Source organism: Mesorhizobium sp. M8A.F.Ca.ET.207.01.1.1, assembly GCF_004794715.1.
GTDB lineage: Bacteria > Pseudomonadota > Alphaproteobacteria > Rhizobiales > Rhizobiaceae > Mesorhizobium.
In genome coordinates, this window is sequence record NZ_SRUS01000001.1 from 495,685 (window position 1) to 507,694 (window position 12,010).

At 63.0% G+C, this 12,010-nt stretch carries 14 protein-coding genes; 13 read left to right on the forward strand and 1 reads right to left on the reverse strand.

Annotated elements, in window-relative coordinates; translation table 11 throughout:
* The first annotated feature begins 68 nt into the window (after positions 1–68).
* From EN850_RS02400 to EN850_RS02450, 11 genes are all read left to right on the forward strand, one after another.
* A complete protein-coding gene (locus tag EN850_RS02400; RefSeq protein WP_136090529.1) occupies positions 69–1,109 on the forward strand; it encodes an enoyl-CoA hydratase/isomerase family protein in 1,041 nt (346 codons plus the stop codon).
* Positions 1,106–1,528, forward strand: coding sequence for a DUF6163 family protein (locus EN850_RS02405; protein WP_127869636.1), 423 nt, complete (start codon positions 1,106–1,108; stop codon positions 1,526–1,528). The genes EN850_RS02400 and EN850_RS02405 overlap by 4 nt, the downstream gene beginning before the upstream one ends.
* A 238-nt stretch (positions 1,529–1,766) precedes the next feature.
* On the forward strand, positions 1,767–2,282 hold the full coding sequence (locus EN850_RS02410) for a winged helix DNA-binding protein (protein WP_013896002.1): 516 nt from the start codon (positions 1,767–1,769) through the stop codon (positions 2,280–2,282).
* 347 nt (positions 2,283–2,629) lie between these two features.
* A complete protein-coding gene (locus EN850_RS02415; RefSeq protein WP_127869635.1) occupies positions 2,630–3,883 on the forward strand; it encodes a murein L,D-transpeptidase in 1,254 nt (417 codons plus the stop codon).
* Positions 3,884–4,015: 132 nt separating this feature from the next.
* Positions 4,016–5,656, forward strand: coding sequence for a Na+/H+ antiporter (locus EN850_RS02420; RefSeq protein WP_136090530.1), 1,641 nt, complete (start codon positions 4,016–4,018; stop codon positions 5,654–5,656).
* 179 nt (positions 5,657–5,835) lie between these two features.
* Positions 5,836–7,149, forward strand: coding sequence for a serine hydroxymethyltransferase (gene glyA, locus EN850_RS02425; RefSeq protein WP_135928946.1), 1,314 nt, complete (start codon positions 5,836–5,838; stop codon positions 7,147–7,149).
* Positions 7,150–7,247: 98 nt separating this feature from the next.
* The gene (locus EN850_RS02430; protein ID WP_127869634.1) at positions 7,248–7,826 is read left to right on the forward strand and encodes a hypothetical protein; all 579 of its coding nucleotides are present in this window, start codon (positions 7,248–7,250) and stop codon (positions 7,824–7,826) included.
* On the forward strand, positions 7,813–8,187 hold the full coding sequence (locus EN850_RS02435) for a GlpM family protein (protein ID WP_246689132.1): 375 nt from the start codon (positions 7,813–7,815) through the stop codon (positions 8,185–8,187). The genes EN850_RS02430 and EN850_RS02435 overlap by 14 nt, the downstream gene beginning before the upstream one ends.
* 97 nt (positions 8,188–8,284) lie before the next feature.
* Positions 8,285–8,764 (forward strand): transcriptional regulator NrdR, encoded by a 480-nt coding sequence (nrdR, locus tag EN850_RS02440; protein ID WP_127281280.1) that lies wholly within the window; start codon positions 8,285–8,287, stop codon positions 8,762–8,764.
* Between the two features lie 2 nt (positions 8,765–8,766).
* Complete coding sequence (ribD, locus tag EN850_RS02445) at positions 8,767–9,903, forward strand: bifunctional diaminohydroxyphosphoribosylaminopyrimidine deaminase/5-amino-6-(5-phosphoribosylamino)uracil reductase RibD (protein ID WP_127869633.1); 1,137 nt, start codon at positions 8,767–8,769, stop codon at positions 9,901–9,903.
* Positions 9,904–9,909: 6 nt separating this feature from the next.
* Positions 9,910–10,527: a riboflavin synthase gene (locus EN850_RS02450; protein ID WP_127869632.1), complete on the forward strand. Its 618-nt coding sequence runs from the start codon at positions 9,910–9,912 to the stop codon at positions 10,525–10,527.
* Between the two features lie 187 nt (positions 10,528–10,714).
* On the opposite strand, the gene EN850_RS36200 is transcribed toward EN850_RS02450, so the two are convergent.
* Positions 10,715–10,888 carry a hypothetical protein gene (locus EN850_RS36200; RefSeq protein WP_189343630.1) on the reverse strand — a complete coding sequence of 58 codons (174 nt, stop codon included), beginning with the start codon at positions 10,886–10,888 and terminating at the stop codon, positions 10,715–10,717.
* Between the two features lie 66 nt (positions 10,889–10,954).
* Between EN850_RS36200 and EN850_RS02455 the strand changes: the two genes are divergently transcribed.
* Positions 10,955–11,257: a DUF1778 domain-containing protein gene (locus EN850_RS02455; protein ID WP_127281067.1), complete on the forward strand. Its 303-nt coding sequence runs from the start codon at positions 10,955–10,957 to the stop codon at positions 11,255–11,257.
* Between the two features lie 2 nt (positions 11,258–11,259).
* Positions 11,260–11,772 carry a GNAT family N-acetyltransferase gene (locus tag EN850_RS02460; protein ID WP_135880051.1) on the forward strand — a complete coding sequence of 171 codons (513 nt, stop codon included), beginning with the start codon at positions 11,260–11,262 and terminating at the stop codon, positions 11,770–11,772.
* Positions 11,773–12,010 lie beyond the last annotated feature (238 nt).

The following is a 12,010-nucleotide window of genomic DNA, read 5'->3' on the forward strand; positions in this document are numbered from 1 at the left end:
ATTGACGTTCCCCTGGTCGCCGCTTAGCACTTCAGTCCCGCAGGCGCGGGGACAAGGATTCTCTGGCGATGGATTTTGGTGGAGGCGACGAAATTCGCTTCGAAAGGATGGGCAGGGCCGGCGTCGTCACGCTGACGCGGCCGCAGGCACTCAATGCCGTCACCCATCGCATGGTCAAGGCGCTGGACAAGGCCCTGCGTTCCTGGGAGCGCGACGACGGCGTGGACGTCGTCGCCGTCAAGGCCGAGGGCAGGGCGTTTTCGGCTGGGGGCGACATCCTGCACATCTACGAAGCCGGCCGCGCCGGAAAGCCGCCGGTCGAGTTCTTCGCCGACGAGTATCGGCTCAACGCCTATATCGCGCGTTTCAAGAAACCCTATGTCGCCCTCATCGACGGCATCGTCATGGGCGGCGGAGTCGGCATTTCCTTTCACGGCTCGCATCGGGTGATGACCGAAAATGCGCAGTTCGCGATGCCTGAGGTCGGCATCGGCTTTTTCCCCGATGTCGGCGCCAGTCATCTGCTGCCCGATCTCGGCGGTTCCTTCGGCATGTACCTGGCGCTGACAGGCAACCGCATCCGCTATGGCGATGCCCTGTGGTCGGGGCTGGCCACCCACACCATCAAGACCGAAGACCAGGCAAGCTTCCTCGACCGGCTGGCGCTGACGGGCGATCCGGAAGCGGTGCTGCGCGGTTTCTTTGTCCCAGCCAAGCGGGAGACGGACAGGCCGATCCTGGAGGCGATCGCCCGTCATTTCGCCCAGCCGTCGCTGCCGGATCTCATCGACAGCCTGGATCGCGCCGGCAAGGACGAGTTCGCAGCCAAAACTCTGGCGACGATCCGCATGCGCTCGCCGACCAGCCTTCGCGTCGCCTGGCGGCAGATCAGCGCCGGGCAGACACTGTCGATGGACGACTGCATGAGGATGGAGTTCCGCATCCTGAACCGCATGCTGGCCGGCCACGATTTCTACGAAGGCATCCGTGCCGCCATCATCGACAAGGGCTCGAAGCCGCAATGGCGGCCGGCAAAGATCGATGCGGTCGCCGAGGCGGACGTCGAAGCCTATTTCGCTCCGCTCGGTGATTGGGAGCTTGGGCTGTGAGCGAGGTGACATCGAGACGCGTCGTCCTGCAGCCCTCGACGGTCGAGGTGATCTTCGCCTGGTTCCAGCGCGTCATCGCGGGCTACTGTCTGATGTTCGGCGTCCTGTACTGGATCAAGCTGATCGGATTCTACCCGGGCTCGCTGTGGCGCTTCGACCTTATGCCGGTGCATTGGCAGGTGGCGGCGGTGTTGCTCGCCGTATTCTTTCCCTTTGCCGCAGCCGGCTTGTGGATGCTGGCGTCCTGGGGGCCGGTGATCTGGTTCATATGCGCGGTCACCGAGACGGTCATGTATGCCGGCTTTCCCGAGCTTTTCGGTCATCGTCTCCTGATCCTCGTCTCGCATGCCTGCGTGGCGCTGCTCTACATCGTCTTTCGCGTCGTCATCTACCTGCAAAAGCGGCCGGCACGGCACTAAGCCCTTGCGCGCGTTGACGACTTGGCGATCGCCTGAATCCAGCCCCGCGATCATTGCCTAAATCTTTAGGTTAATCATCCTTGCTCGGGTGACCGTTCGTTAAGCCTCTTCCGAAACCTCTTACCGGTAAGCTCTTGTTAGCCCTAGCGTTTAAGTCGAATTTTATGAGTATTCGATAGTGTCGCGATCAAGGTGAAAAACAAAAAATCACCAGGGCGACAAACGAGAGGCAAAGACAATGATCAATTCGCGTCCGGCGGCGAAGACCGCCAACGTTTCCGACGATCGCCGTGAGGCTATCCGTTCCCTGTACATGGAATCGCTGCAGCTGGTAGAGCGTCTGCACCGCCGTCTGCTTGATGTGATCAAGGACGAATTCGACCGCAACGGCCGTTCCGACATCAACGCCATCCAGGCGCTGCTGCTCTTCAACATCGGCAATTCCGAGCTGACCGCCGGCGAGCTGCGTTCGCGTGGCTACTATCTCGGCTCGAACGTCTCCTACAACCTGAAGAAGCTGGTCGATCTCGGCTTCATCAACCACCAGCGCTCGCGCATCGACCGCCGTTCGGTCCGCGTCTCGCTGACGCCGAAGGGCAATGAAGTGGCTGATGTAGTCGCCGGTCTCTATGAGCGTCATGTCGGCTCGATCGAGCAGGTCGGCGGCATCAACACCGACGAGTTCAAGCAGATGAACCGCGCCCTGCAGCGCCTCGACCGCTTCTGGAACGACACGATTGCATATCGGATGTAAAACCATCCAGGAAACGGAGCGCGCCGCAGAAGCGTGGCCGAAATAGCGACCTCCAGTCAGGGCCGGTGCCGAAAAGCACCGGTCTTTTCTTTCTTTCGTCCGGCCGAAGCAAATTGCGGGCCAAGGCCACGTTGCCGCCATATTCCAATGGAACCGAGAGTGGCAGTGATGCTGTGGTGAAGACCATGCGTCCACCCGCAACCGTGTCGCGCCTCTGCCTTTGTCGCCGATGTGATACGGACCATGGTTGGCTAATTGTTAAGATTGCCGATTTTAGAGTGCGGGCGAGATCGCGCGATGATCGACGCAGCAAGTGATCGAACGCTACAAGAATGTCTGGAACGTCCATGAGAACCAGCCGCCGTTTTTTCCTTTCCGGAGCCTCCGTGCTCGCAGCCGCCATGGTGGCCGGCCGTGCGAATGCGCAGGATGTGATCGGGGATATCCTGAAATCCTCGGCCCGCGGCAACTGGGATGATCAGTTCGATGCCCGCGCCAGCGAAGGCGGCAAGGTGGCCTCGACGCTGCCGATCTTCAGCCCGCAGACCGTCGCCTTCACCGAGCAGGCGGTCGCGCAGTACCAGAACATCGTCTCGCAGGGCGGCTGGACAGACGTTCCCGCCACCAAGAAGCTTCAGCTCGGCGTCGACGATCCGGACGTGGTGCCGCTGCGCAAGCGCCTGATGGTTGCTGGCGACCTGTCGCAGAGTGCCGGCATTTCGACGGCCTTCGATTCCTATGTCGATTCGGCGGTCAAGCGCTTCCAATTGCGCCATGGCCTGCCGGCTGACGGCTCGATGGGCAAATACACCTACGCCGCGATGAACGTGTCGGCGCAGATCCGGCTTGGCCAGCTGCAGACCAATCTGCAGCGCCTGAAGGAGAAGGCCGGTACGCTGGGCAGCCGCTACGTGCTGGTCGACATTCCGGCCGCGCAGATCGAGGCGGTCGAGAACGACCGCGTCGTGCTTCGCCACACCGCGATCGTCGGCAAGATCGATCGCCAGACGCCGATCGTCAATTCCAAGATCAACGAGATCATCGTCAATCCGTACTGGAACGCACCGGTCTCGATCGTGCGCAAGGACATCATTCCGCTGATGCGGAAGAATCCCGATTATCTCAAGAACAGTCACATCCGCCTGTTCGCGCCCGATGGCAGCGAAGTCGATCCGATGAATGTCGACTGGTCGACGGACGATGCTGAAAAGTACCGTTTCCGCCAGGATCCCGGTTCGGAAAACGCCATGGCGTCGGTCAAGATCAATTTCCCGAGCCCGGACGGCGTCTACATGCACGACACGCCGCAGCAGAGCCTGTTCGGCAAGATGATGCGTTTCGATTCCTCGGGCTGCGTGCGCGTCCAGAACGTGCGCGATCTCGTCACCTGGATTCTGCGCGACACGCCCGGCTGGGATCGCCAGCATTTCGAGGCGGCCATCAAGACCGGCCAGAACACACCGATCCAGGTCACCAATCCGGTGCCGGTGCATTTCCTCTATCTCTCGGCATGGTCGACGGGACCTGGCGTCGTCCAGTTCCGCGACGACGTCTACGCACTCGACGGCGCCAGCGAGCTGCAGATCACGTCTTCACTATAACAAGCTGATATCTTTGAAAAAAAGCCGCTCTGAGAGCGGCTTTTTTGTTGCGGACGCCGTCAGATCCTGCCTTCGACCGGCTGGACGAAGTTTCGGCAATTGGCCATGGTCGGCAACAGCCGGAATCGTGCCATGGACGTCGCCATCTTCATTCTCGTCGTGCTCGTCTTCGTGGCGCTGTCCGGCGCGCTCGTCCGGCTGGTTCGGGTGCCGCTGCCGGTGCTGCAGATCACCATCGGCGCGGCCCTTGCCTGGCCGGCCAAAGGCCTGCATGTCGAGATCGATCCCGAACTGTTCCTACTGGTGTTCATCCCGCCGCTCCTGTTCGGTGACGCCTTCGCCGCGCCCAAACGTGAGCTCATTGGTTTGCGCGGACCCATCCTCGACCTCGCCATCGGGCTCGTCTTCTTCACCATTGTCGGCTTCGGCTATGCCTTGCACTGGCTGGTGCCGAGCATTCCGCTCGTCGTCGCTTTCGCGCTGGCCGCCGTGCTGTCGCCGACCGACGCCGTGGCGGTGTCCTCGATCGTCGACAGGAATGTGGTTCCGTCCCGGCTGATGCACATATTGGAGGGCGAGTCGCTGCTCAACGATGCGTCGGGCCTGGTCATGTTCCGCTTTGCGGTGGCGGCGGCATTGACCGGCAGCTTCTCCTTCGCGGGAGCCTCGCTCAGCTTCCTCTATGCCGTCGCCGCCGGCATCCTGGCCGGTGTCGCGGCCCTGTTCATCGCCGCCAAGGCGCTACAACTGCTCAACCGCATCGGCGGCGTGCCGGCCGAGGCGCAGGTTCTCGTCATGATCCTGCTGCCTTTCGTCGCCTATCTCGGCGCCGAACATGTCGGCGCCTCGGGCATCCTGGCGGCGGTGACCGCCGGCCTGCTGACCGGGGTCTCCGGCATGTATCGCCATCTCGGCGTGTCGGCGCGCATGCAGACCCTGTCGCTGTGGGCGACGCTCACTTTCGTCTTCAATGGCGCTCTGTTCATTCTGCTCGGCCTGCAGCTTCCCGACATCATCCGCAAGGTCCCACCGGAATTGTCCAGCCGGCATTGGCTGATCGAGCCGGTGGCGACGGTGCTGATCCTGACGCTCTGCCTGATCGGGCTGCGCTTCCTGTGGATCTGGGTCGGCGACATTGCCCAGGCGATCGCGGCGCGCTTTGGCAAGCGCGAGGCGGCGCCGTTCGGATTTCGCGTCCAGCTCGCCGGCTCGGTCGCCGGCGTGCGCGGCGCCATCACATTGGCTGGCATCCTGTCATTGCCGCTGGCTTTGCAGGACGGCTCGCCCTTTCCGGCACGCGATGTGGTGATCTTCCTCGCCGCCGGCGTCATCATCTGCTCGCTCGTCATTGCCAGCTTTGCCTTGCCCAGGATCGCGCGGGGGCTGGTCGAGCCCGGCGAGGATCCGGCCGCCGCGGAGGAACGCCGGGCGCGCGTCGGCGCCGCCAATGCGGCGATCGCCCGGATCGAGAGCATCGCCAACGAGCCAGGCGAGGGCGAGGCGGTCGAGGCCCGGCTGGCTGTCGCCGACAGCATCGTGGCAGGTTACCGTAGACGCATCGCGGCTTCCGACGAAGCCGCCGAGGCCCGCGCCGAGGCCCGCGAGGCCGGCAGGCTGGAGCTGGAACTCAGGGCGGCGGGCATCGAAGCCGAACGCTCCGCGCTGCGCGACATGTTCCGGAGCCAAGAGATCAATGATCACACGATGCGCGCGCTATTTTCCGAAATCACCTTGACCGAGGCCTTGCTGAAGCAGCGGCGGGACAGGAAATAGCGGTCCGCCCGATCGTTTGCCGCAAACCGGCCAGCAAATTTCGCGCCGCAAACGTGGCGAGGCTAAAACAACTGTGTTAATGGCCCGGCGAACGCAATGCATGTCGCCCGGAACCGTCCAGTGGTTTGGGACGACGGCATGCACGAATTTGCCCTTCCAACCCCAGGGGAACTCAGGCCATGGCAACAGCAGCGGCGGCGTCGAACAAATTCGAATCCTTCTTCGAAACCACTTTGGAAGATGCCGATCCGGAGATCTTCGGCGCCATCCGCAACGAACTCGGTCGCCAGCGCCACGAGATCGAACTGATCGCCTCGGAAAACATCGTCTCGCGCGCCGTGCTCGAGGCGCAGGGCTCGATCATGACCAACAAATATGCCGAGGGCTATCCTGGCAAGCGCTACTATGGCGGCTGCCAGTTCGTCGACGTGGCTGAGGAACTGGCCATTGAGCGCGCCAAAAAGCTGTTTGGCTGCAACTTCGCCAACGTCCAGCCGAATTCCGGCAGCCAGATGAACCAGGCGGTGTTCCTGGCGCTGCTGCAGCCCGGCGATACCTTCATGGGCCTCGACCTTAATTCCGGTGGCCATCTGACCCACGGCTCGCCCGTCAACATGAGCGGCAAGTGGTTCAAGGTCGTCTCCTATGGTGTGCGCAAGGACGACCACCTGCTCGACATGGACGCGATCGAAAAGACCGCGCACGAGACCAAGCCGAAGCTGATCCTGGCCGGCGGCACCGCCTATTCGCGTGTCTGGGATTGGAAGCGTTTTCGCGAGATCGCGGACGCCGTCGGCGCCTATCTCATGGTCGACATGGCGCACATAGCGGGCCTCGTCGCTGGCGGTGTGCATCCCTCGCCCTTGCCGCACGCCCATGTGGTGACGACCACCACGCACAAATCGTTGCGTGGTCCGCGTGGCGGCATGATCCTGTGCAATGACGAGGATATCGCCAAGAAGATGAACTCGGCGGTGTTCCCCGGGCTGCAGGGCGGCCCGCTGATGCATGTCATCGCCGCCAAGGCAGTGGCCTTCGGCGAAGCGTTGAAGCCGAGCTTCAAGGTCTATGCCGAAAGCGTCGCCGCCAATGCCAAGGCGCTGGCTTCCAGCCTCAAGGAAACGGGTCTCGACATCGTCTCCGGCGGCACCGACAACCACCTGATGCTGGTTGACCTCAGGCCCAAGAACGCCACCGGCAAGCGCGCCGAGGCGGCCCTTGGCCGCGCTAACATCACCTGCAACAAGAACGGCATCCCCTTCGACCCGGAAAAGCCCTTCGTCACTTCGGGCGTGCGGCTGGGTACGCCGGCCGGCACCACGCGCGGCTTCGGCCAGGCCGAATTCCGTGAGATCGGCAAGCTGATCGCCGAGGTGCTGGATGGGCTCAAGGTCGCCAATTCCGACGAAGGCAATGCGGCGGTCGAAGCGGCGGTCAAGGCCAAGGTCGTGGCATTGACCGATCGGTTCCCGCTCTATCCCTATCTCGGTTGACCATCCTTATCTCGGTTGACCGGGCGCGAAGCGTCATCTTTTATCCACCGGCGGTGCGTCACCCCTGATCGGGTGGCGCATGGAACTGGAGATTGATGATGCGCGATTTTTGTCTTGCCTCACTCGGCGCCTTCGGCTGGCTGGCTGCTTGCGGGCCTGCCTTGGCGCAGACGCAGCCCGCTCCGGACATGCCCGCCACCAGCACTTTCGGCCGTTGGACGACTATGGTCGATACGCTCGACACCGGCCAGGACGCGCACAAGACATGCGCGGCCTCCACGGCATTCTTCGATGCGAGCGGCAATTCGGCCACGCTGACACTGTCGATCTCGACCGGCGATGCGCTGCCGCCCGATGCTTATCCGGCGATCTTGATCACCATCGACAACAAGACCCTGCCAACCGGCAAGAAGATCGCGGCGACTTTCGGCGATCCCGGTGTCAAGGTTTCGGCCACGGTCTACTCCAACGATGGCGTCATCGGCCGCCCCAGCTGGACGGTCGACAATCAGGCTAAGACCAGTCTCGCGCTGCTGCGTGCCATGCGCCAGGCCACCTCGCTCGACGTGACCTTCGGCAAGCAGGCTGTCGCCAGCATTCCGATGGACGGCTTCACCAAGGCCTACCGCAATCTCGGAACGTCCTGCGGCTTCCCAACCAAGGATGTGGCGCCGTGAAGCGGACGACCGGATCGGCATAGGCGCTGCTCATGGATATCGTCTGGAAAGGCGTGGTCGGCGGACTGGTGACGGCCTGATCGTCTGGGCGTCCAAGCGGGGCAATGTCCTGCCCGGCATCCTGCCGCTGGCGCCGACCTTTGCCGTCATCGCGTTGCTCGCCGTCGGCGCCAAGGGTGATCCGGGCGGGTTCCGCGTTGCCTGCCTTGCCGGAATGAAGACGATTCCGGCCTATCTCGCCTTCCTCGGCGCCTGCTGGCTGTTCATCGACAAGGTCGACTATCGCCTGGCTGTTGCCGGCGGCATTGCCGTCTGGCTGCTTGCCGCGCTGGCAATCTTCCTCGCGCCTCGCTATCTCTGAGGCGCGGCAGGCGATCGAAGAAACGGAACTGCTTCAATCCGCACCGGAAAGGCTCTAAGCCTTTCACCTCACCAGATTCGCGAACCCAAGGCTCTCCATGCGCTGTCCCTATTGCCAGTCCGAAGATACGCAGGTGAAGGATTCGCGTCCCGCCGAGGACGGCGCGGCGATCCGCCGGCGGCGTGTCTGCCCCGATTGCGGCGGCCGTTTCACCACGTTCGAGCGCGTGCAGTTGCGCGATCTCGTGGTGGTCAAGAAATCGGGGCGAAAAGTGCCGTTCGACCGCGACAAGCTGTTGCGCTCCGTCGAGATCGCGGTGCGCAAGCGCAACGTCGACCCCGAACGCATCGATCGCGCCGTGACCGGCATCGTGCGCCAGCTCGAAAGCTCGGGCGAGACGGAAGTGGCCTCGGGTGAGGTCGGCCGGCTGGTCATGGATGCACTGAAGTCGCTCGACGATGTCGCCTATGTGCGCTTCGCCTCGGTCTACCGCAATTTCCGTGAGGCCAAGGATTTCCACGAACTGCTCGGCGAGTTGAAGGGGGACGAGGACAAGAGCGAAGAGGACGCCGGTTGAGCATGGCAGCACCGCAACGCAGCGAGGCCGAACAAGCGGCCCTTGACCGCCGTTTCATGGCCGCGGCCTTGCGGCTGTCGCGCAAGCACGCCGGCCGCACCTCGACCAATCCATCCGTCGGCACGATCATCGTGCGTGACGACGGCTCAGGCCCGATGATCGTCGGGACCGGCGTGACCGCGATTGGTGGCCGGCCGCACGCCGAGACCGAGGCGCTGGCGGAGGCCGGCGAACTCGCGCGCGGCGCCACCGCCTATGTCACGCTGGAGCCTTGCGCCCATCACGGCCGCACGCCGCCTTGCGCCAATGCGCTGGTCAACGCCGGCGTTGCGCGCGTCGTGGGAGCTGCGAGCGATCCCGATCCGCGGGTCTCCGGCCAGGGCTATGCCATTCTGCGCGCCGCCGGCGTCGAAGTGGTTGAAAAGGTCCTGGCCGGCGAAGCGGCCGAACAAATGGCGGGCTATTTGATTCGCTCTCTGAAAAAACGCCCGGAAGTGATTCTGAAGATTGCGCTTTCCAGCGACGGCAAGATCGGCAGGGAAGGCGCCGGCCAAGTCGCGATAACAGGCGACATGGCGCGCCGCGAAGTCTACCTGATGCGCGCCGAGGCGGACGCCATTCTGGTCGGCATCGGCACGGCGCTGGAAGATGATCCGGCGCTGACAGTGCGTTTGCCCGGGCTGGAGAACCGTTCACCGGCGCGCATCGTCCTCGACCGCCAGATCAGGCTGCCGGAGGGCTCGAAGCTGGTGTCGGGCGTCGATCGCGTACCGCTTTACGTTGCGGCTTGCCTGGAGGCCGATCCGCAGCGCCGGGCGGCGCTCGAGCGCGCCGGCGTGCGCTTCATCGGCACGGAGACGCACGACGGCGGCGTGGCATTGCCGGAACTGCTCGAGGATCTGGCGGCGCTCGGCATGGCAAGCGTGCTGGTCGAGGGCGGCGCCAAGGTGGCGAGCGCTTTCCTGGCCGACGGGCTGGTCGACCGCATCGTCCTGTTCCAGGGACCGGAAGCGATCGGCGGTGACGGCATTGCGTCGCCCATCGACGCCGACCATATCCCGGCAGGTTTTCGCAAGCTGCGCGAGATGCGGTTCGGCGAAGACGGCTACGCCGAATGGATCAGGGATTTTCAGGGATAGAGATCGATGTTTACCGGGATTGTCACCGATATCGGCACCGTGGCCGCCGTCAAGCCGCTGCGGGAAGGGGTGGGACTGCGCATCGACTCCGCCTATGATCCCAAGACCATCGCCATTGGCGCCTCGATTTCCTGCGGTGGCGTCTGCCTGACGGTCACTGCCTTGCCCGACAGCGGGTCGAACGCGCGCTGGTTCGAGGTCGAGGCCTGGGAGGAGGCGCTCAGGCTGACGACGGCGGCGGGTTGGAAATCGGGCACCAGGATCAATCTGGAGCGGGCGCTGAAGATCGGCGACGAGCTCGGCGGCCACATCGTTTCCGGCCATGTCGACGGTACCGCCGAGATCGTCGAGCGCAAGGATGAGGGCGACGCGGTGCGCTTCACGCTGGAAGCGCCGCGCGATCTGGCGAAATTCATCGCGCCGAAAGGCTCCGTTGCGCTCGACGGCACCTCGCTCACCGTCAACAGGGTCGAGGGAACCCGTTTCGACGTGCTGTTGATCCACCACTCGCTGACCGTCACCACCTGGGGCGAGCGCAAGGCCGGCGACCGCGTCAATCTCGAGATCGACACCATGGCGCGGTACGCGGCGCGCCTGGCGGAGGCCGCGAAAGAGGGGCTTTGAGCGGCAAATCTACGACGAGCTTGGGATCTCGTCAGTTCGAAGACTTACAAGGACCTGCTGTATGGTGATGTGCATCAGCGGATCCGGGCTTTCCTCAGCATATCGCGGCACGACGACTTGTATTTCGCGCAAGATGTCTGCCTGAAATACGCACGGCACGACGATCCAGACGTGCGAAACATTTCCATCACTGGGTTGGGTCATGTCGCGCATCCATGGCGCTATCGACATAGGTTCCGTCCGGGAACTGGTAAGCGATCTTCGGCACGCCGGGCGCGACCACGGTTCCATCGAAGATATGTTTAGCGACATCATGATCTTGGTCGCGCAGCAGGGACGGCGAGCGGCCCTGATGTTCCACGCCTGCGCGTGAGATAAATCTTAAAATTTACGGCCATTGGCCGTACATTGTCGCCAGGAGACGAAGATGACTTCACCCGCTTTGAATACACCTCGCAGCCGCGTCCGTAGCGAGCGTTTGGAAGCGCGCCTCACGGCCGATCAGAAAAATCTTATCGAGCACGCAGCCGCACTTCAGGGCCGGACGGTGACGGATTTTGTGCTGACCAGCATCCAGGAAGCAGCCCGCCGAGCGATCGAGGAGCATCAGCGCCTCGATCTTTCCGTCCGCGATAGTCGCGCCTTCGTGGATGCTTTGATCAATCCGCAACCCGTGAATGATCGTCTGCGTGAGACGGTGCGCCACTATCGTCAAGCCACCGGTACCTAAAGGTGAGCAGTTCGGCCGAGGGGGCTCTTCGGGTCGAAGTGCTTGATCTGCAGCACGACAGGACATCTTTCGAGAGCGGCATAGAGGCGCTCGATCGGTATTTCAGGGTGCAGGCCGGGCAGGATGCGCGCAAGAACGTCGCGGCACCCTTTGTTCTTGTTTTGCCGGACGGGTCCGTGGCCGGGTATTACACGCTGTCCGCAACCGCCGTAGCCATCGGCGAATGGCCTGCCCAAACCGTTCGCAAGCTTCCCCGCTATCCGCTCATTCCGGCCACGTTGCTAGGACGCCTCGCTGTCGACAGGCGGCATCGGGGGCAGGGCTACGGCCGATATCTCCTGGCTGACGCTCTGTCCCGTTGCGTCAGGAGCGAGATTGCTTCGTTCGCGATTGTGGTCGATGCCAAGGACGAAAATGCACGCGGTTTTTATCAACGCGAGAGTTTTCTGCCATTCCCGGATCAGCCGATGAAGTTCTTCGGGCCAATGACCGACATCGCAGAGCTGTTCAAATGAGGAAGTGACTGTGATGGAAAGCGGGAACTCCAAAGAGCAAGAGCGGCTCACGCGGGAAGCATTGGCCGATGTGAATGCCGGCCGTGTGGTGGATCACGAAGCCGTTCGTGCATGGGCTGAAAGCCTTGGTACGGACTGCCCGGCCTCGACACCTTGCCCAAAGAGGCGATAGGCCTGACCCACCTCCCAGCAATCTTCCGCTTGCGATCAATCCGGCTTCGGCCTAAGTCACCGGCAA